Origin of the sequence: Streptomyces sp. NPDC086554, assembly GCF_040686095.1 — a bacterium.
Lineage (GTDB): Bacteria > Actinomycetota > Actinomycetes > Streptomycetales > Streptomycetaceae > Streptomyces.
The window spans coordinates 186,854-206,125 of sequence record NZ_JBFBJK010000002.1; the positions used below are offsets into that span (position 1 = coordinate 186,854).

19 protein-coding genes are annotated in these 19,272 nt (G+C 70.7%); 12 read left to right on the forward strand and 7 right to left on the reverse strand.

The genetic code is table 11. The annotated features are described in order from the left end of the window. Positions 1-30: 30 nt before the first annotated feature. Together AB0O76_RS03495 and AB0O76_RS03500 are read right to left on the reverse strand one after the other, a co-directional pair. A complete protein-coding gene (locus AB0O76_RS03495; RefSeq protein WP_365484862.1) occupies positions 31-1,056 on the reverse strand; it encodes an aldo/keto reductase in 1,026 nt (341 codons plus the stop codon). A gap of 5 nt (positions 1,057-1,061) precedes the next feature. Continuing rightward, complete coding sequence (locus tag AB0O76_RS03500; RefSeq protein ID WP_365484865.1) at positions 1,062-1,541, reverse strand: MerR family transcriptional regulator; 480 nt, start codon at positions 1,539-1,541, stop codon at positions 1,062-1,064. A 112-nt stretch (positions 1,542-1,653) separates the two neighbouring features. Between AB0O76_RS03500 and AB0O76_RS03505 the strand changes: the two genes are divergently transcribed. Together AB0O76_RS03505 and AB0O76_RS03510 are read left to right on the forward strand one after the other, a co-directional pair. Further along, the gene (locus AB0O76_RS03505) at positions 1,654-2,145 is read left to right on the forward strand and encodes a GNAT family N-acetyltransferase (protein ID WP_365484868.1); all 492 of its coding nucleotides are present in this window, start codon (positions 1,654-1,656) and stop codon (positions 2,143-2,145) included. Between the two features lie 10 nt (positions 2,146-2,155). Then, positions 2,156-2,971: a serine hydrolase domain-containing protein gene (locus AB0O76_RS03510; protein WP_365484870.1), complete on the forward strand. Its 816-nt coding sequence runs from the start codon at positions 2,156-2,158 to the stop codon at positions 2,969-2,971. Positions 2,972-3,235: 264 nt separating this feature from the next. Here AB0O76_RS03510 and AB0O76_RS03515 read toward each other — a convergent pair whose 3' ends face one another. Further along, on the reverse strand, positions 3,236-3,898 hold the full coding sequence (locus tag AB0O76_RS03515) for a pirin family protein (protein ID WP_365484873.1): 663 nt from the start codon (positions 3,896-3,898) through the stop codon (positions 3,236-3,238). Between the two features lie 167 nt (positions 3,899-4,065). On the opposite strand from AB0O76_RS03515, the gene fasR reads away from it, so the two are divergent. The 5 genes from fasR to fabF all read left to right on the forward strand — a co-directional run bounded on the left by fasR (position 4,066) and on the right by fabF (position 8,915). After that, the gene (gene fasR / locus AB0O76_RS03520; protein WP_361822989.1) at positions 4,066-5,205 is read left to right on the forward strand and encodes a fatty acid biosynthesis transcriptional regulator FasR; all 1,140 of its coding nucleotides are present in this window, start codon (positions 4,066-4,068) and stop codon (positions 5,203-5,205) included. 89 nt (positions 5,206-5,294) lie between these two features. Then, positions 5,295-6,242 carry an ACP S-malonyltransferase gene (locus AB0O76_RS03525; protein ID WP_365484875.1) on the forward strand — a complete coding sequence of 316 codons (948 nt, stop codon included), beginning with the start codon at positions 5,295-5,297 and terminating at the stop codon, positions 6,240-6,242. A gap of 17 nt (positions 6,243-6,259) precedes the next feature. Continuing rightward, positions 6,260-7,261, forward strand: a complete 1,002-nt coding sequence (locus AB0O76_RS03530) for a ketoacyl-ACP synthase III (protein ID WP_365484877.1) — start codon at positions 6,260-6,262, stop codon at positions 7,259-7,261. A gap of 72 nt (positions 7,262-7,333) precedes the next feature. Then, positions 7,334-7,582 (forward strand): acyl carrier protein, encoded by a 249-nt coding sequence (locus tag AB0O76_RS03535; RefSeq protein ID WP_365484880.1) that lies wholly within the window; start codon positions 7,334-7,336, stop codon positions 7,580-7,582. A gap of 70 nt (positions 7,583-7,652) precedes the next feature. Further along, a complete protein-coding gene (gene fabF, locus AB0O76_RS03540) occupies positions 7,653-8,915 on the forward strand; it encodes a beta-ketoacyl-ACP synthase II (RefSeq protein ID WP_365484883.1) in 1,263 nt (420 codons plus the stop codon). A gap of 57 nt (positions 8,916-8,972) precedes the next feature. Here the strand turns inward: fabF and AB0O76_RS03545 are convergent, their stop codons facing one another. Then, entirely contained in the window at positions 8,973-9,467 is a 495-nt protein-coding gene (locus AB0O76_RS03545; protein ID WP_266867413.1) for a DUF3145 domain-containing protein, read from the reverse strand. A 296-nt stretch (positions 9,468-9,763) separates the two neighbouring features. Between AB0O76_RS03545 and AB0O76_RS03550 the strand changes: the two genes are divergently transcribed. Together AB0O76_RS03550 and AB0O76_RS03555 are read left to right on the forward strand one after the other, a co-directional pair. After that, complete coding sequence (locus tag AB0O76_RS03550; protein WP_365484886.1) at positions 9,764-10,687, forward strand: SGNH/GDSL hydrolase family protein; 924 nt, start codon at positions 9,764-9,766, stop codon at positions 10,685-10,687. A gap of 30 nt (positions 10,688-10,717) precedes the next feature. After that, the gene (locus tag AB0O76_RS03555) at positions 10,718-11,707 is read left to right on the forward strand and encodes an aldose epimerase family protein (protein ID WP_365484889.1); all 990 of its coding nucleotides are present in this window, start codon (positions 10,718-10,720) and stop codon (positions 11,705-11,707) included. Between the two features lie 8 nt (positions 11,708-11,715). Here AB0O76_RS03555 and AB0O76_RS03560 read toward each other — a convergent pair whose 3' ends face one another. Both AB0O76_RS03560 and AB0O76_RS03565 read right to left on the reverse strand, forming a co-directional pair. After that, positions 11,716-12,597, reverse strand: coding sequence for a hypothetical protein (locus tag AB0O76_RS03560; RefSeq protein ID WP_365484892.1), 882 nt, complete (start codon positions 12,595-12,597; stop codon positions 11,716-11,718). A gap of 114 nt (positions 12,598-12,711) precedes the next feature. After that, a complete protein-coding gene (locus AB0O76_RS03565; RefSeq protein ID WP_365484895.1) occupies positions 12,712-15,165 on the reverse strand; it encodes a glycoside hydrolase family 3 C-terminal domain-containing protein in 2,454 nt (817 codons plus the stop codon). A gap of 163 nt (positions 15,166-15,328) precedes the next feature. Between AB0O76_RS03565 and AB0O76_RS03570 the strand changes: the two genes are divergently transcribed. The 3 genes from AB0O76_RS03570 to AB0O76_RS03580 all read left to right on the forward strand — a co-directional run bounded on the left by AB0O76_RS03570 (position 15,329) and on the right by AB0O76_RS03580 (position 18,480). Continuing rightward, positions 15,329-15,904 carry a TetR/AcrR family transcriptional regulator gene (locus tag AB0O76_RS03570; RefSeq protein ID WP_365484898.1) on the forward strand — a complete coding sequence of 192 codons (576 nt, stop codon included), beginning with the start codon at positions 15,329-15,331 and terminating at the stop codon, positions 15,902-15,904. Positions 15,905-16,180: 276 nt separating this feature from the next. Further along, a complete protein-coding gene (locus tag AB0O76_RS03575; protein ID WP_365484901.1) occupies positions 16,181-17,110 on the forward strand; it encodes an aminoglycoside phosphotransferase family protein in 930 nt (309 codons plus the stop codon). Positions 17,111-17,238: 128 nt separating this feature from the next. Next, positions 17,239-18,480, forward strand: a complete 1,242-nt coding sequence (locus tag AB0O76_RS03580) for a pyroglutamyl peptidase (protein WP_365485542.1) — start codon at positions 17,239-17,241, stop codon at positions 18,478-18,480. Here the strand turns inward: AB0O76_RS03580 and AB0O76_RS03585 are convergent. Then, entirely contained in the window at positions 18,461-19,267 is an 807-nt protein-coding gene (locus AB0O76_RS03585; protein ID WP_365484904.1) for an EI24 domain-containing protein, read from the reverse strand. The two genes, AB0O76_RS03580 and AB0O76_RS03585, sit on opposite strands and share 20 nt — an antisense overlap. Positions 19,268-19,272: the final 5 nt, after the last annotated feature.

Below are 19,272 nucleotides of genomic sequence, written 5' to 3' on the forward strand. Positions count from 1 at the left end.
CCCCGGCAGCGCCGAGGCGTCCCCCTGCGACTACTCCCGGCCGGCCGAGGTGAACGTCATGTCGGTGTAGCGGTCGCCCGCGACCTGGGCGGCGATGGGCGCGAGGAGGTCGAGTTCGGCGGGGGTGAGCTCGATGCGGGTGGCCGCGGTGTTCTCCTCGACCCGGGTGCGCTTGCGGGTGCCGGGGATGGGGACGACGGTCAGTCCGTCGACGACCTGAGCCTGCTGCTGGACCCAGGCGAGGGCGATCTGGCCGAGGCTCACGCCGTGCGCGGCGGCGACGGTGCGCACCGGTTCGAGGAGGGCCGAGTTGGCGGCGGCGTTCTCGCCCGTGAAGCGGGGCTGCTGGCGGCGGAAGTCGTCCTCGCCGAGTTCCTTGTCGGCGCTGACGAACGAGCCGGTGAGGAAGCCGCGGCCGAGCGGCGAGTAGGGGACGAGGCCGACGCCGAGTTCAGCGGCGGCGGGGACGACGCCCCGCTCGATGTCCCGGCTGAAGAGCGACCACTCCGACTGAAGGGCGGCGATGGGGTGGACGGCGTGGGCGGCGCGGAGTTCGGGGCCGGTGACCTCGCTGAGGCCCAGGTGCTTGACCTTGCCCGCGGTGACGAGTTCGGCCATCACGCCGACCGTCTCCTCGATCGGTACGTTCGGGTCGCGGCGGTGCATGTAGTAGAGGTCGATGGTGTCCACGCCGAGGCGTCGCAGGCTCGCGTCGACGCAGGAACGGATGTACGCGGGGTCGTTGTTGATGATCCGCTTCGTCGGGTCGTCCGGGTCCACGGCCAGGGCGAACTTGGTCGCGATGACGACCTCGTCGCGATGCGCCTTGAAGAAGGGGGAGAGGAACTGCTCGTTCTCACCGGCGGCATAGGCGTCGGCGGTGTCGTAGAGGGTGACGCCCAGGTCCAGGGCGCGTTCCAGGGTGGCCCGGGCCTCGTCGGCGTCGGTCGGGCCGTACGCGAAGCTCATGCCCATGCAGCCGAGTCCCTGGACGCCGACCTCGGGGCCGTCCGTCCCGAGCCGGACCTTCGCGATCTGGCCTGTCTGTGCGGTCATCAGGTTCAGTGCCTCTCCGGCGCCTGTCGGGCGTCCGAGTAAAAGTTGATCTTGTAGTCGAGTACGGCGAGCGTGTCCTGGAGTTCCGCGATGCGCGTGCGGACGTCGCGGCGCGTCTGTTCGAGGAGTTCATGGCGCTCGGCGAAGGTGTGGTCGCCTTCGCGGACCAGCTCGGCGTAGCGGACCATGTCGGCCACCGGCATGCCGGTCAGGCGGAGCTTGCCGACGAAGGTGAGCCAGTCGAGATCGCGGTTGCGGTAGCGGCGCTGGCCCGTGTGGGAGCGGTCGATGTGGGGCATCAGGCCGATTCGCTCGTACCAGCGCAGGGTGTGCGCGGTCAGGCCGATGAAGGCGACGACCTCGCTGATCGTGTAGTGGTCCTGCCCGTCCGGGCGTGGGTGGGCGGTGGGCGCCGAGGCGCAGGCGTCAGCCTTCGTGTCGGTCAGGCCCTGTGCGGGGGTGGTCTCGGTCTCCATCACCGTCATGACCACCACGCTAGAACCTTGGAGTGCACTCCAAGCAAGCAGAACCGGGAGGAAATATGTGACGGAAACAATTCACGGGACATCCCGTCGTGCGGTGACTACGGTGCCGATCATGACTGTTGTTCGCCGTGCGACGCCAGAGGACGCAGAGGAACTGATCAGGTTGCGGCAGGTGATGATCGACTCGGTCTTCGCCGCCCGTTCCGGGGGCGAGTCCGACACCAGTTGGCATGCCGAGTCCGTGCCCACGGTACGGGCCAGACTGGCCGATCCGGACGGGGAGTTCGCGGCGTTCGTCGTCGACTGGCCCGGCCGGCCGGGCAAGCTGGCAGCCTTGGTCGTGGGGACGCTGGACTACCGCATCGGGCGGGCGGGGAATCCGCACGGGGTCAACGGTTATGTGTTCAGTGTCGCCACCGATCCCGAGCAGCGGCGCCGTGGGTATGCGCGGGCTTGCATGGAGACGCTGCTGGACTGGTTCCGTGAGCGGGGTGCGGTCAGTGTCGATCTCAACGCGTCGGCGGAGGCTGAGCCGCTGTATGCCTCGCTCGGCTTCGTGCGCAAGCCGGACCCCTCGATGCGGCTGAGCCTCCAGGGCGCTTAGGCTCGTACGCATGCAGAGCCTGGCGTTGATCGAGAACTGGCCGGTACCCACCGCGGCCGCCGCCGTCGTCCGTGCGGACGGCACGATCGCCGGGGCCCACGGGCCCACGGGGCACCGGTTTGCGCTCGCCTCGGTCACCAAACCGCTCGCGGCTTACGCGGCGCTGGTGGCGTACGAGGAGGGGGCGATCGAGCTCGACGAGCCCGCCGGGCCCGAGGGGTCGACCGTGCGGCATCTGCTCGCGCACACCAGTGGGCTTGCCTTCGACGAGCACCGGGTGACGGCGCCTGCCGGGACTCGGCGGCTGTACTCGAACGCAGGGTTCGAAGTGCTTGGGGATCACATCGCCAAGGCGACGGAGATTCCCTTCGGGGAGTATCTGCGGCAGGCGGTGCTTGAGCCTCTGGGGATGGGAGCCACCTCGCTCGAAGGGGGTGCCTCGCCCGCCAAGGACGGGGTGTCCACCGTGGATGATCTGGTGAAGTTCGCGGCGGAGGTGCAGGTGCCTCGGTTGCTGGATCCGCGGACTGTGGCTGAGGCGATGTCCGTGGCGTATCCGGGGCTGAAGGGTGTGCTGCCGGGGTACGGGCATCAGAATCCCAATGACTGGGGGCTCGGATTTGAGATCCGGGACTCCAAGTCGCCGCACTGGACGGGGGGTTCCTCTTCGCCTCGGACGTTCGGGCACTTTGGGCAGGCCGGGACGTTTCTGTGGGTCGACCCTGACGCGGGGGCGGCGTGTGTCGCTCTGACGGATCGGGCGTTCGGGCCTTGGGCGGTTGAGGTGTGGCCCGCGTTCACCGATGCGGTGCTCTCCGAGCTGTAAGCGGGGGGGGGCTCGGTGGGCCTGGGTCTGTCCGTACCCCGCGTCTGAGTTGCCGTACGGAAAGTTCCGCAGCCCGGCGTTTGCGGGGTGCCGCCGCTGTGCCCACCCGTGCCGCCCCAGCGGCACGACTGCCCACAGCGGTAAGCGGTAAGCGGTAAGCGGCAGCTGTAGCGGCCGCGCCAGCGGCAAACGGCAAACGGCAAACGGCAAACGGCAAACGGCAGCGGCAAACGGCGATCGGGCCTCGCCAGAAGCGCCCCGCTCTCACCCCGTCATCTCCCACACCAGTATCTCCGCCCCCGTCGGAGACGTAGCCGCCGCTTCCAGGGGGGCCTCCGGTGTCAGGCGGGCCGCGTCGCCGTCCCGCAGATCCGCACCGCCCAGGCGGACTTGGCCCCGTACCACGTGGACGTACACGAAGGGTGCGGCCGGTATCGCGGTGCGTTCTTCCGGGGACAGGCGGCGGACGTGGAGGAGGGCTCCCGCTGCCGGGACCGCGTAGGGGGTGGAGTCCGCGATGCCGTGGACCACCTCGTAGGACGGGTCGCCTCCCGGCACGAGCGGGGAGAGCCACATCTGGACGAAGACGAGAGGGTCTGCTCCGTCGTTGCGTTCCACGTGGCGGACGCCGCCGCCCGCGGACAGGCGCTGGACGTCGCCCGGGCGGGCCACCGACTCGTGGCCCGCCGAGTCACGGTGGGTGAGCTCGCCCGAAACCACCCACGTCACGATCTCCGTGTGGCTGTGCGGGTGCTCCTCGAAGCCCGCGCCGGGCGCGAGCCGCTCTTCGTTGCAGGCCAGGATCGCGCCGAAGCGGAGGTTGTCGGGGTCGTAGTGCGGCCCGAAGGAGAAGGCGTGGAAGGTCTCGATACCGGTGCCGGGCTCCCCGCCGCGGTACCGATCGCCGGAGCGCCGTACATCAATCACGCACCCCACGTTAGACCCGGCACCGCACACCACCGTCCCGATAAGGCAGTCTTGTCCCCGTGCCCGAACCCTCTGCGAACGAAGCCCACCAGGACGCCCACCAGGCAGCCCATGAGGAAGCCGCCCGTCAGGACGCGCATCGGAAGGCCCACGCGCACTCAGCCACGCTGAAGCGCCTCGAGCAGTCCTCCGGCAGTCTGGCGGCGCAGGCCATCGCGCGCATGGACGAGACGCTGTCCTGGTACCGGGCGATGCCACCGGAGAACCGCTCCTGGATCGGCCTGGTGGCGCAGGCCGGCATCGCCGCCTTCACCGAGTGGTTCCGGCATCCGGACGCGCCACAGGCCATCTCCACCGATGTCTTCGGGACCGCACCCCGCGAGCTGACCAGGGCGATCACCCTGCGCCAGACCGTCGAGATGGTGCGTACGACGATCGAGGTGATGGAGTCCGCGGTCGACGAGATCGCGGCCCCGGGAGATGAATCCATCCTCCGTGAGGCGCTGCTCGTCTACGCCCGCGAGATCGCCTTCGCCACCGCACAGGTCTACGCGCAGGCCGCCGAGGCACGCGGTGCCTGGGACGCCCGGCTCGAGTCGCTCGTCGTCAACGCCGTCCTGTCCGGGGAGGCCGACGAGGGGGCGGTGAGCAGAGCCGCCGCGCTGGGCTGGAACTCCCCCGAGCATGTCTGTGTCGTCCTCGGCACCGCGCCCGACGGCGACAGCGAGCTCACCGTCGAGGCCATCCGCCGCGCCGCCCGGCACGCCAAGCTGCAGGTCCTGACCGGTGTGCTCGGCGACCGTCTGGTCGTCATCGCGGGCGGGAGCGACAATCCACTGCAGGTCGCAAAGGGGCTCATTGGTCCGTACGCGGCCGGGCCCGTGGTCGCGGGGCCGATCGTCCCCGACCTGCTCGCGGCCACCCGTTCCGCACAGGCGGCGGCCGCCGGGCTCAAGGCGTGCGCCGCCTGGCAGGACGCCCCGAGGCCCGTTCTCGCGGACGATCTCCTGCCGGAGCGCGCGATCGCGAGCGATCCCGCCGCGCGGGAGCAGCTGGTGGAGGAGATCTACAGACCGCTGGAGGAGGCGGGCTCCGCGCTTCTGGAGACGCTGAGCGTCTATCTGGAACAGGCGAGCAGCCTCGAAGGGGCCGCCCGGATGCTCTTCGTTCACCCCAACACCGTGCGCTACCGGCTCCGACGTGTGACAGACGTCACCGGTTGGTCACCCTCCGACGTACGCTCGGCTTTCACGCTGCGCATCGCGCTGATCCTGGGGCGTCTGGCCGACGGAGATCTCCAACCGTAGCTTTTTGTCGAGCCCCTACAATTCCCCCAGCCGTTCTTGGTCCCTGTCCCCACGGGCGGCTCCCACCGTCCACAAGAGAGAGTGTGAGAGTGCTCGTACTCGTCGCTCCCGGCCAAGGCGCCCAGACGCCCGGCTTCCTGACCCCCTGGCTCGACCTCCCCGGCGCGGCCGACCGCCTCGCGGCGTGGTCGGACGCCATCGGGCTCGACCTCGCCCACTACGGCACGCAGGCCGACGCGGACGCGATCCGCGACACCGCCGTGGCCCAGCCCCTGCTTGTGGCCGCCGGTCTGCTCGCCGCCGAGGCACTCGGTGACACGCTCGCCGCGCACAAGCCCGGTGCGGTCGCGGGGCACAGCGTCGGCGAGATCACCGCTGCCGCGTACGCGGGTGTGCTCACCGACGACGACGCGCTGCGCCTCGTACGCAAGCGCGGGCTCGCCATGGCCGACGCCGCCGCGATCACGGAGACCGGCATGGCGGCGCTGCTCGGCGGCGACCCCGAGGTCACCGTCCCGCACCTGGAGAAGCTCGGCCTGACGCCGGCGAACGTGAACGGCGCGGGCCAGATCGTCGCCGCGGGCACCGCCGAGCAGCTCGCAGCGCTCGCCGAGGACAAGCCCGAAGGCGTCCGCCGCGTCGTACCGTTGAAGGTGGCCGGCGCGTTCCACACGCACCACATGGCTCCCGCCGTCGCCACGCTCGAGGAGGCCGCCAAGGCCCTCGACGTCGCCGACCCGAAGCTGACGTACGTATCGAACCGTGACGGCAAGGCCGTGGCGTCCGGCTCCGACGTGGTGTCGCGGCTTGTCGGCCAGGTGGCCAACCCGGTCCGCTGGGACCTGTGCATGGAGACGTTCAAGGACCTCGGCGTCACGGGAATGATCGAGCTGTGCCCCGGCGGCACCCTGACCGGGATCGCCAAGCGCGCCCTGCCCGGTGTGAAGACGCTGGCCCTGAAGACCCCCGACGACCTCGACGCCGCTCGTGCGCTCATCGCCGACACCGCATCCGCCGCCGACGCGGCGGGTGCCTGAGAAGGAGCCTGGAGAGCATGTCGAAGATCAAGCCCAGCAAGGGCGCCCCTTACGCGCGCATCATGGGCGTCGGCGGCTACCGGCCCACGCGTGTCGTGCCCAACGAGGTGATCCTCGAGACGATCGACTCGTCCGACGAGTGGATCCGCTCCCGCTCCGGCATCGCGACCCGCCACTGGGCCTCCGACGAGGAGACCGTGGCCGCGATGTCCATCGAGGCCTCGGGCAAGGCGATCGCCGACGCGGGCATCACGCCCGAGCAGATCGGCGGCGTGATCGTCTCGACGGTCTCACACTTCAAGCAGACCCCGGCCATCGCCACCGAGATCGCGGACAAGATCGGCGCGGGCAAGCCCGCCGCGTTCGACATCTCCGCGGGCTGCGCGGGCTTCGGCTACGCCCTGACCCTCGCCAAGGGCATGGTCGTCGAGGGTTCCGCCGAGTACGTCCTGGTCATCGGCGTGGAGCGGCTGAGCGACCTCACCGACCTGGAGGACCGCGCGACGGCCTTCCTGTTCGGTGACGGCGCGGGCGCCGTGATCGTGGGCCCGTCCGACGAGCCGAAGATCGGCCCGACGGTCTGGGGCTCGGAGGGCGACAAGTCCGAGACGATCAAGCAGACCGAGTCCTGGGAGGCGTACCGCAAGGGCACGCCCGACAAGTTCCCTGCCATCACGCAGGAGGGCCAGGCGGTCTTCCGCTGGGCCGTGTTCGAGATGGCGAAGGTCGCCAAGGAGGCGCTGGACGCCGCCGGCCTGAGCCCGGACGACCTGGACGTCTTCATCCCGCACCAGGCCAACATGCGGATCATCGACTCGATGGTGAAGACCCTGAAACTGCCGGAGCACGTCACGGTCGCCCGTGACGTGGAGACCACCGGCAACACGTCGGCCGCCTCGATTCCGCTCGCGATGGAGCGGCTTCTGGCGACCGGCGAGGCGAAGAGCGGCGACACCGCGCTCGTCATCGGCTTCGGGGCGGGTCTCGTGTACGCCGCCACGGTCGTTACCCTCCCCTAGGCATCACGTCCGGATCACCAGGTCCGTACAGAAGCCGCCACACCCTCTGGATACACAAGAAGGAGCGCCAACATGGCCGCCACTCAGGAAGAGATCGTCGCCGGTCTCGCCGAGATCGTGAACGAGATCGCCGGCATCCCGGTCGAGGACGTCCAGCTGGACAAGTCCTTCACCGACGACCTGGACGTCGACTCGCTGTCCATGGTCGAGGTCGTCGTCGCCGCCGAAGAGCGCTTCGACGTCAAGATCCCGGACGACGACGTCAAGAACCTCAAGACGGTCGGCGACGCGACCGAGTACATCGTCAAGCACCAGGGCTGATCAGGCCCGAGCTCTGTCGCCACCCGGCGGTGGCGCCGCTGATCCCCTCAACACCGTGGAGAATTTTCCTGTGAACTCGACCAATCGCACCGTGGTCGTCACCGGTATCGGCGCAACCACACCGCTGGGTGGCGACGCAGCTTCGACCTGGGAAGGTCTGCTCGCGGGCCGTTCGGGTGTGAGCCTGATCGAGCAGGACTGGGCAGCCGAGCTGCCGGTCCGTATCGCCGGCCAGATCGCCGTCGAGCCCGGCGAGATCATCCCGCGTCCGCAGGCCAGGAAGCTGGACCGCTCGGCGCAGTTCGCGCTGATCGCGGCCAAGGAGGCCTGGGCGGACGCCGGCTACACCGACAAGGCGGGCGAGGACAAGAGCGTCGACCCCGACCGTCTCGGCGCGGTCATCGCCTCCGGCATCGGCGGCGTGACCACCCTGCTCGACCAGTACGACGTGCTCAAGGAGAAGGGCGTACGCCGCGTCTCCCCGCACACCGTGCCGATGCTGATGCCCAACTCCCCGGCGGCCAACGTCGGCATCGAGCTGGGCGCCCACGCGGGCGTCCACACCCCGGTGTCGGCCTGCGCATCGGGCGCCGAGGCCATCGGCTACGCGATCGAGATGATCCGCACCGGCCGTGCCGACGTCGTCGTCGCCGGCGGCACGGAGGCGGCGATCCACCCGCTGCCGATCGTCGCGTTCGGCAACATGATGGCGATGTCCAAGAACAACGACGACCCGGCGGGTGCCTCGCGCCCCTACGACGTCGACCGCAACGGCTTCGTGCTCGGCGAGGGCGCCGGCGTGGTCGTCCTCGAGTCCGAGGAGCACGCCAAGGCCCGCGGCGCGAAGATCTACGCGGAGGCCGTCGGCCAGGGCATCTCGGCCGACGCCCACCACATCACGCAGCCCGAGCCGTCCGGCAACGGCATCGCGGCGGCGCTGCAGAACCTGGTCGACAACACCGACCTGAAGCCCGCCGAGATCATGCACGTGAACGCGCACGCGACCTCGACGCCGCAGGGCGATGTCGCCGAGATCAAGGCGCTGCGCAAGGCGTTCGGCGACGACGTCGACCACATGGCGATCTCCAGCACGAAGTCGATGACCGGTCACCTGCTCGGTGGCGCGGGCGGCGTGGAGACCGTGGCCACGGTCCTCGCGCTGAAGAACCGTGTCGCCCCGCCGACGATCAACATCGAGAACCTCGACCCCGAGGTCGACGCGGACATCGTCCGCGGCGAGCCGCGCACGCTGCCCGAGGGCCGGATCGCGGCGCTGAACGACTCGTTCGGCTTCGGCGGCCACAACGTGGTGCTCGCGTTCAGGACGGTCTGACCCGCCGCGCGTACGAAAAGGGCCCCCACCGATCGGTGGGGGCCCTTTTCGTACGCGTCAGACGACCTGGTGCAGCCAGCGCACCGGCGCGCCCTCGCCCGCGTACCGGAAGGGTTCGAGCTCGTCGTCCCAGGGTTTGCCGAGGAGCTTGGCGAGTTCGGCCTCCAGGTCGCTCTCGCCCTGCTGTGAGCGGGCCAGGGCGGCGCGCAGGCGGTCCTCCGGGATCAGGATGTCGCCGTGGATACCGGTGACGGCGTGGAAGATGCCGAGCTCGGGTGTGGCGCTGTAGCGCTCGCCCTCGGCCGTGGCGCACGGCTCGGACGTGACCTCGAAGCGCAGCAGATCCCAGCCGCGCAGCGCGGAGGCCAGTTTGGACGCGGTGCCCACCGAGCCCCGCCAGGAGAACTCGGATCTCCAGCTGCCGGGCGCCGCGGGCTGCCGGATCCAGTCGAGGTTGACGCGCGCGCCGAGCACGCCCGCGACTGCCCATTCGACGTGCGGACACAGCGCGCGGGGCGCGGAGTGCACGTACAGAACTCCACGTGTCGTCACCGGGACCTCCAGTGTGGGTCGAGGTTCGCCTTCCCCAGCGGCCTCGCGCCCGTGCCGAGCGTTGTTCCCTGAATTCGAGAAACTCCCGAAAACGGGACAGATGTGACGTGATGTAATTTAGCGGAACCGCGAGAAGAGGGTGCCACTGGGTGGCGAGGCTACCGTGCGGCGGCGCAAGGAGTGTGACGTACCGTCGGTCCCAAAGCCAGGAATCGCCCACCATTCACCCGACGGGGCGCCAGATAGCTCAGTTCGCGTACGCCGACGAGAGAGCCGACGACAGAGGGGACCCGGGGATGCGGAACCGAAGGCACCGCTCACATGCCGCCGTCGCCGCCGCGACGGCGGTTCTTCTCGGCGCCGCCGCCCTGACCGCGTGCGACGCCCAGGGCGGCGCGTCCCCCGCCCCGAAAGGCCCGTCGGCGCACGACAAGCCGAAGCCCAAACCGACACCCACCTGGGACTCGACGCCGCGCTCCCTCGCCGCGGTCGGCGACTCCATCACCCGCGGCTTCGACGCCTGTTCGGTGCTCTCCGACTGCCCCGAGGTCTCCTGGGCGACCGGTACGGACGCCGGGGTGCAGAGCCTTGCGACACGTCTGCTCGGGAAGGAACGGGCCGCAGGGAACAGCTGGAACCACGCGAAGACGGGTGCCCGGATGGCGGACGTGCCCGGGCAGATGGAGGCGGCCGCGGCCGAGCGCCCCGAGCTGGTCACGGTGATGGCGGGCGCGAACGACGCCTGCCGCACGTCGGCGGAGGCGATGACGCCGGTCGCCGACTTCCGCGCCGACTTCGAGGACGCGATGCGTACGCTGCGGCGCGAGTTGCCCAAGACGCAGGTGTACGTCGCCTCCGTGCCGGATCTGAAGCGGCTCTGGTCCCAGGGGCGCACCAGCCCGCTGGGCAAGCAGGTGTGGAAGCTGGGCATCTGCTCATCGATGCTGGCGGATCCGGACGCGGTGGACGCGAAGGCGACGCAGCGCCGGGACTCCGTGCAGGACCGCGTGGTCGCGTACAACGAAGTGCTCAAGGACGTGTGCGCGAAGGATCTGCGCTGCCGGTACGACGGCGGGGCGGTCTTCGACTACCGCTTCGACGGCGACCAGTTGAGCCACTGGGACTGGTTCCACCCCAGCAAGGACGGGCAGTCGCGGCTTGCCGAACTCGCCTACCGGCAGGTGAAGGCCAAGGATCCGGCGAAGGATCCCGCCGGGTGACGTGGCGCGGCCCGGCGTAGGGTCGCGATCATGCGCAGTGAACTCTTCGGGACGCTCCCCGACGGCACGCCCGTCCATCGCTGGACCCTGGAAAGGGGCGGGGTGCGGGTACGCGTCCTGACGTACGGCGGGATCATCCAGTCGGCGGAAGTTCCGGACCGGTCGGGGCGGAGCGGGGCGGTGGCGCTCGGGTTCGACGACCTTCAGGGATATCTCGATCATCCGGGCCCGTATTTCGGTGCCCTCGTGGGGCGGTACGCGAACCGGATCGCCGGGGGCTGCTTCGAGCTCGACGGGCGTACGTACCGCCTGGCGCGGAACAGCGGGTCCAACGCGCTGCACGGCGGGGACGCCGGGTTCGACAAGCGGGTGTGGGAGGCGGAGGCCTTCGGTGAGTGCGGGGTGCGGCTCTCGCGGGTGAGCGGGGACGGCGAGGAGGGGTATCCGGGGCGGCTCGCTGTTTCGGTGACGTACTCGCTGGACGAGGCGGGCGGGCTGCGGATCGCCTACCGCGCGACGACGGACGCGGCGACGGTCGTGAACCTCACCAACCACACGTACTGGAATCTGGCCGGGGCCGGCAGCGGTGGCGCCGGCGGGCACGAGGTGCGGATCACGGCGGCGCGCATCACGCCGACGGACGGGGCGCAGATTCCCACGGGGGCGTACGAGGAGGTCGACGGGACGCGGTTCGACTTCCGAGCGGCGCGGAAGGCCGGGGCCGGGTTCGACCACAACTACGTGCTGGACAAGGGGGTCACCACGGAGCCTGTCGAGGCGGCGGAGCTGAGCGATCCGGCGTCCGGGCGCGTGCTGACCGTGGCGACGACGGAGCCGGGGCTTCAGCTGTACACGGCGGACCACTTCGGCGAGGGGCTGCCGTTCGCGCCGGGGGACGGGATCGCCCTGGAGACACAGCACTTCCCCGACTCCCCCAACCGGCCGGAGTTCCCGAGCACGGTGCTGCGGCCGGGTGGGGTGTACGAGTCGGAGACGTTGTACGGGTTCTCGGTGCGCTGAGCGGCTTCTCAGCCGCTCTCGCCGCGCATCGTCCTGCCCGCCTTCGCGAGCAGCGTCACCGCGCCCAGGCAGATCAGCGTGAAGACCGCCGCGATGGCCTTGGTGTCCCAGCCGCTGCCGCGGAACGTGACGATGATGCCGAGAAGCAGCAGCACCGAGTAGAGCGACTGGCCGACCCTGGCACCCGCGGGGATCACCCGCAGAAGCTGCGGAATGGTGGACGCGGCGGCGAGGGCCTGGCCGAGCGGGATGGCCGCGGCGAGCATCAGGCCGCCGAAGCCGAACGAGTTGCCGTACGCGCCCCAGCCCGCGCCCGCGATGAGCAGGTACACGGCGACGGCCAGCGAGAGCAGGGCGAGCAGGCCGTTGAGATACGCCGCGAGCGTGGCCGCCTTGCGGGCGCTCTGGAGATGGGCGACCGGGGAGCGCCAGGCGTCCGCGGTGATCGAACGGAGCTGCCGCTTCATGGCGTTCATCTTGAGGAACGAGATGACGCCGACCACGAAGCCGACGATGCCGACGGGCACGGCCGCGAAGCCCAGCGGCTTCTCGGTGATGCCGAAGTGGGCGCCGCCGAAGGTGAGCGGGATGCCGACGAAGAGCCCGAGCACGAACACCTTCGTGGTGTTCTGGATGCGCAGGACCAGGTCGCGCTGCTCGGGGCTGAGACCGGGCGCGGGCGCCATCATGCCGTCGCCCACGGCTTGTTGGCCCTGCTGGGGCGGGTGCTGCTGATACTGCTGCTGGGGCGGGAACTGCTGGTACTGCTGCTGCGGGTACTGCTGTTGGGGCGGGTGCTGCTGGTACTGCTGCTGCGGCGGGTACGGCTGGCCCTGCTGGGGCGGATAGGGCTGAGGCGGGTATGGCTGACCCTGCTGACCTGGGTACATGTGCTTCTCCCCCGAACGTGCTGTTGTCGGCCCGCGAGTCTGCCACACCCGCCCCGCATGGCACGGGCCCCGCAGGCACTGCCCCGGGGCCCGCACCGATCCACCGCCGAACCGTCACACGACGATCAACTCGCTCAGGCGGCGGTCGGCGATCGAGCGGCCCGCCTGCACTTCGTACGAACCACCTTGGTGCGCCCAGGAGCCGGCGGCCTCGTCCCAGATCTCGAAGGAGCGGCGCGGGAGTTCGACCCGCACCTCCACGCTCTCGCCGGGCGCGGCTTCGACGCCCGCGAAGCCGGCGAGCCAGCGGACCGGGCGGTCGCTGTCGGGCGCGGCCGGTGCGAGATAGACCTGGACGACCTCGCGGCCCGCGCGCCGGCCGGAGTTGCGGACGCGGACCGTGGCCGTCGTGCCTTCCACGGAGAGCGACTCGTACGTCCAGTCGGTGTAGCCGAGGCCGTGGCCGAAGGCGTACGAAGGGGTCCGGTCCTCCTTCTCCCAGGCTCGGTAGCCGATGAACACGCCCTCGGAGTAGGCGAGTTGGCCCTCGGTCGGGGTCACCTGGGTGACCGGGGCGTCCGCGTACGCGCCCCATGTCGTGGGGAGGCGGCCGCCCGGTTCCTCGCCGCCGGTGAGGACGTCCGCGAGTGCCGCGCCGCCCTCCTGGCCGGGGAACCAGCCCAGGAGGACCGCCGCGACCTCGTCGCGCCACGGAAGCTCCACCGGGGAACCTGAGTTGACGACCACGACCGTCCGCGGGTTCGCCGCGGCCACCGCCCGCACCAGGTCGTCCTGGCGGCCCGGAAGACGCAGGTCCTGCCGGTCGAAGCCCTCGGACTCGACGCGCTCTGTGGTGGCGACGACCACGACCGCCGTGTCGGCGCCCCGAGCGGCCTCGACCGCCTCGGCGATCAGCTCGTCGGGGTCGCGACGCGGCCCGAGGTGGACGAAGGAGAAGACGACGCCGGGCAGTGGCGGTGCGTACCCCTTGTCGAGGCGGTGGTGGAGGGAGACCTCGACCGTCTCGCCCGCCGTCAGGTTCACCTTGGCCCGCTCGACCGGGGAGCCGAAGAACGCCTCGAAGGGGTCGGTCTCGGAGCCCATCAACTGCGCCCCGTCGAAGACGACTTCGCCGGCGATGGTGAGCCTGAAGGCGCCCAGGCCGCGGGTACCGAAGGAGTGCTCGCCGCTCTCGCGCGGCGTGAACGTGCCGATGACCTCGATGCTCGCCATCGCCTCGTGGGTGACGCCGTCGGGCAGGTCGTCGCCGATCCACTGGACCTGCCCGGAGGGGAGACTGCCCTCGCCCAGGACGTTTCCGTCCGCGTCCCGGCAGATGGCGCGCAGCTCGAATCCCTTGTCGGCGGGGGCGAGTTCGTCGCTCGGGTCGGCGCCGACGGCGTACGTCACCCGATCGGCACCGAACGCCGCGGTCAGACCGTCGAGCGGCGAGACGACCCGCGCGGGGAAGACGGTCGCGGAGCCGCCGCCCAGGACGCGGGCGTCGCGTGCGGCGGCGCCGCTGAGGGCGACGGACGCGGTGCGCTCCAGGGGCAGCGCGCCGTTCTCGTTGCGTACGAGGACGAAGGCGCGGCGGGCGATCTCGCGGGCGAGGGCCTCGCCGTCGACCTCGGCGGGGAGGTCGGTGACGACGGGCTCGGCTCCTTCGAGGGCGCCTACGCGGGCGGCGAGGCGCAGGACGTTGCGGACGGCTTCGTCGACCGTCGACTCCTTGACCTGGCCCGCGCGGACGGCCTCGGCGAGCGCATCGCCGTACACGGTCCGGGGTCCCGGCATGGCGACGTCGAGGCCGCCGTCGATGGCGCCGGTGGTGGAGCGGGCGGCCATCCAGTCGGAGACGTTGTAGCCGTCGAAGCCCCATTCGCCGCGCAGGACTTCATTGACCAGGTAGCGGTGCTCGGTCATCGTCGCGCCGTTGACCTGGTTGTACGCGGTCATGATGCCCCAGGGGTGGGCGTTGGTGACGATCGCCTCGAAGGGGGCCAGGTACAGCTCGCGCAGGGCGCGCCCGGAGATCGAGTTGTCGACCGTGAAGCGGTCGGTCTCGGCGTCGTTGGCGACGAAGTGCTTGACGGTGGTGCCGACGCCGCCGGACTGCACGCCCTGGACGTAGCCGGTGCCGATGACGCCGGTCAGGTACGGGTCCTCGCTGTACGCCTCGAAGTGGCGGCCGCCGAGCGGTGAGCGGTGCAGGTTGACGGTCGGTGCGAGCAGGACGTGGACGCCCTTGCGGCGGGCCTCCTGGGCGAGGAGGGTGCCGGCGCGGCGGGCCAGGTCCTGGTCCCAGGTGGCGGCGAGCGCGGTCGGGGAGGGCAGCGCGATGGACGGGTCGTCGGCGGTCCAGCGGATGCCGCGCACACCGATCGGGCCGTCGGACATCACGAGGGACTTCAGGCCGATCTCGGGCAGCGGGTGCAGCGACCACATGTCACGGCCGCCGAGCAGCCGGGCCTTGGCGTCCAAATCCAGCGTGCCGAGCGCGGTCTCGACGGCCGCCTCGCGCGCCTGGTCGGCGCGGGTGGCTCCGGGGCCCTGTGTTCCCGCCATGGCGGTACCTCCTCGTTGAAGTCCGTTCCGTACGTTCCCTCCATCCTGCACCGGCTACCTGTAGATCGGTAGATTTAGTTATCTCGCCGTTACATTTGGGGGAGCATGACGTACGGTCCGGAGAGCAGGGACTCAGGAACGCGAAGGGGCAGGTGCAGGTGCCATGGCGCCCAAGGCCAGGAGCAGGGCCAGGACCGAGGAGCGGCGTGCGGAGATCCTCCGGGCCGCCTTCGAGGTGATCGCCGAGCGGGGCTACCGCGGCGCGACCCTTGGCGCCGTCGCCGAGCGGGTCGGCCTCACCCAGCAGGGCCTGCTGCACTACTTCCCCACCAAGGAGGCGCTGCTCGTCGCCGTCCTGGAGGCACGCGACCAGTGGGACGCGGTGCCGACCAGCGAGATCCGCCTCGATCTGCTCGGCTCGCTCGTCGAGTACAACGCGATGCGCCCCGGCATCATCCAGACCTTCTCCGCACTGCTCGGCGAGAGCGTGACGGACGGGCATCCGGCGCGGGAGTACTTCACCGGGCGGTACGGCTCGGTGCGCGAGAAGTTCGCGGACGTCCTGCGCGCCGAGTACGGTGACCGGCTGCCCGGCGGCCTCACCCCGGAGGCGGCGGCGCCACTGCTCGTCGCGGTGATGGACGGGCTCCAGTACCAGTGGCTCCTCGACCCCGAATCGGTGGACATGGCGGGGGCGTTCAGGGATTTCCTGGGGCTGCTCGGCGGGGATGAGTCATAAGGGCTGAGTCATAAGGCACGGCGATCTGGTGCTCCCGGTGACGTACGAGAAGAAGAGAAGAAGAGCAGCCTGACCGTGGTCTACGGCTCCCGTGAGCGCCATGCCTGAACGGTGACGGCAAGGACGACCTGATCACCAAGTACGGCACGGCCGAGGGGATCACCTTCTCCGCGGAGCAGATCGACCCGCGGTGAGGCGGTCGTTGTCAGTGGGGTCGTGCATCATCGAAGTGTCCGTTGCCTCGACGCTTCTCCCTCCGCTCCCGAAGGTGACTCCATGCCCCCGGCCAAGATGCACGCCGACGAAGCCGACATCGACGCGGCTCTCGTACGGCGGTTGCTCGCAGCGCAGTTCCCGCGGTGGGCCTCGCTCGCCGTCACGCCCGTCGAATCGAACGGCACCGTCAACGCCATCTACCGCGTCGGCGACGACATGGCGGTGCGGCTCCCCCGCGTCGCGGGAGGCGTCGACGACGTACGCACCGAGGTCGAGCACCTGCCGCGGCTCGCCCCGCGGGTCCCCTTCGCCGTTCCCGCGCCGCTGGGGAAGGGCGAACCCGGCGATGGCTATCCCTGGCCCTGGTACGTCTACCGCTGGCTCGACGGGGCGAACCCGGCCATCGGCGCTGTCGCCGAACCGGGGCTGCTCGCGGCGGACTTGGCGCGGTTCGTGACCGCGCTGCACCGGGTCGAGCCCACCGGCCTGCCCACCGCGTACCGCCCCGGTCCGCTCGCCCCGCGCGACCAGGAGACCCGCGACGCCATCGCGCAACTGGACGGCGTCATCGACACCGGCGCGGCAACCGCCGCCTGGGAATCCGCCCTGCGGGCTCCCGAGTGGGCGGGCCCGCCCGTCTGGGTCCACGCCGACCTGCAGCTGGGGAATCTGCTCACCACGGGCGGACGCCTCAGCGCCGTCATCGACTTCGGCTGCATGGGCCGCGGCGAACCGGCCGTCGACCTGATCACGGCGTGGAGCCTGCTGACGGGCGAGGCCCGCAAGGAGTTCCGCGCCGCCCTGGACGTCGACGACGCGACCTGGGCGCGGGGGCGCGGCTGGGCCCTGTCGATCGCGCTCATCGAGCTGCCGTACTACCGGACGAGGAACGAGAGCATCGCGCGGACCGCGCGGCACGTCATCGAGGAGGTTCTCGCGGATCACGCCGCCGAGGAGTCCATCGCGGATCACACCGTCGAGAAGCTGTAGCCGAGGCGCCTTCCCGGCCGGGATACTGCCCCAACCCCACCGGCCACGGAAGGACTCCCGTGTCACTCAAGGCTCCCCACCTCCCCAAGGGCCCCGTACTCCCCCGGCTCACCGCCGTCGGCACCGCCCTGCTGCTCGCCGCCGCGACCGCGCCCGCCACGGCGGCCACCACCACCGTCACCGCCGAGACCCCCTCCGTCGAGGAGCAGCGTCTCGACCGGGCCGCCCCTCAAGAGATCCTGCGCCGCAGCGGATTCGACGCCGTGGCACCGGAGTTCGCCCGCGCCCTCGACCGTGCGCAGTCGTACGGCGAGGCCCGGCGCATCGTCGTACGCCAGGGCTCCGCGCTGTGGAAGCGTGCCGTCGACCGGGCACAGCAGCGGGGCCCCGCGGCCGGCGACCTGAGCAGGGACGACGACCGGCCGCTGTACTGGGCCCGCATCGCGATGACACGGGAGCTGCGCCAATGGACAGGCGCGGAACACGACTTCGGGGTGGACAAGGACCGGCAGGCAGCTCTCATACGGGCCCTGGAGACCACATCGCGCGGGCACGACTCCATCCGCTACCCGAGCCATCCGAAGAAGGACGCCGCGGGACACCGCATCAAGCGGGTCCTCGTCACCGGCTTCGACCCCTTCACGCTCGACCGGGACGTCCGCATCAGTAACCCCTCGGGCGCCACCGCGCTCGCCCTGGACGGCACCGTCATCGACACCGCCGACGGCCCCGCCCGCGTCGAGACCACCGTGTTCCCCGTCCGCTGGCAGGACTTCGCGGACGGCACGGTCGAGCGGGTGCTCGGCGACCAGCTGCCGCGCGTCGACCTCTTCACCACCATCAGCCAGGGCCGCGTGGGCCGCTTCGACATCGAGCGGACCAACGGGGCCTGGCGCGGCGGATTCCCCGACAACGAGACCCTCTCCCGCACGGAGACGATCCCGGTCACCGACCCGGCCGGCCAGCCGCAGTGGACGTCGACGACCCTCCCGTACAAGGAGATCGTGAACGGTGCGACGGGCCGCTTCCCCGTGTACGACAACACATCGGTGACCGAGATCCCGGTGGGCGGCACCGATCCCGTGGTCCGCCCGGACGGGCCCACCCCGGGTTCGACGGCGCGGGAGGGCGGCGGCGGGAACTACCTGTCGAACGAGATCGCCTACCGGGCGACGCTGCTCCGCGACCGCCTCGGGCTGCACGAGAGCCTGCCGGGCGGCCATGTGCACACGCCGGTGCTGCAGTTCGGCGCCGGCAACACCGACCCCGCGACGGGCAAGATCACCGATCCGGAGTTCGTCCGCAACCGGCTCGACATCATCGCCCAGGTGCGGCAGATCCTGACGGCCGCTATGAACGCCCGGCGGTAGGTTCCGGGTCGTCGCTCGCCCCGGGGGCTGTGTCCTCCCCGGGGGCTGTGTCCTCCCCGACCAGTTCCCGCGCCATCAGCGTCGCCCCCGCGACCGCCCCCGGCATCAGGAACACGGCGACGAACGGCACCAGGAAGGCGACAGCGAGCGGGGTGCCGAAGCCCCAGGCCAGCTGCTTGCGGCCGCGCAACAGCGCGAGCCGCTCGCGGAGTTCGACGCCCCGCCGCTGCAGTGCCACCCCCGTCAGCTCCTCGACCAGGAAGAAGCCCGTCACGCAGAAGCCGACCACCGGGATCACGGTCTGGCCGACGACCGGGATGAAGCCGAGGGCGAAGAGCAGGACGCCCCAGACAAGGGCACGCAGGACGATGCGCAGGCTGTCCCGTGCGGAGATCAGCAGTTCGCGCCAGAGCGGCAGGCCCGATTCGGGGGCGTACCCGGAGACGGAGATGTCGACCTTCTCGGAGAGCGACTCGTAGAAGGGCTGGCCGATGAGGAGGGTGACCGCCGTGAAGGTGAGCACCGACAGGAGCAGCGCGAGAGCGAAGAGCAGCGCGGTGAGGAAGCCGCGGAACAGTCCCGCCCACGGCGATGACCAGTCGTCGGCGAAGGGGGTCGCCCAGTCGACGAAGTCCGCGCCCCACAGGGCGAGCGCGACGAGCGCCCCCGCGTAGAGAAGCAGGGTGATCAGGCCGGGCAACAGGCCGACTCCATACTGCTTGCCATGCTGGGCGACCCAGCGCTGGCCCTTCATCAAGTAGCCGAAGCCCCGTCCTAGATCACGCATGCCGT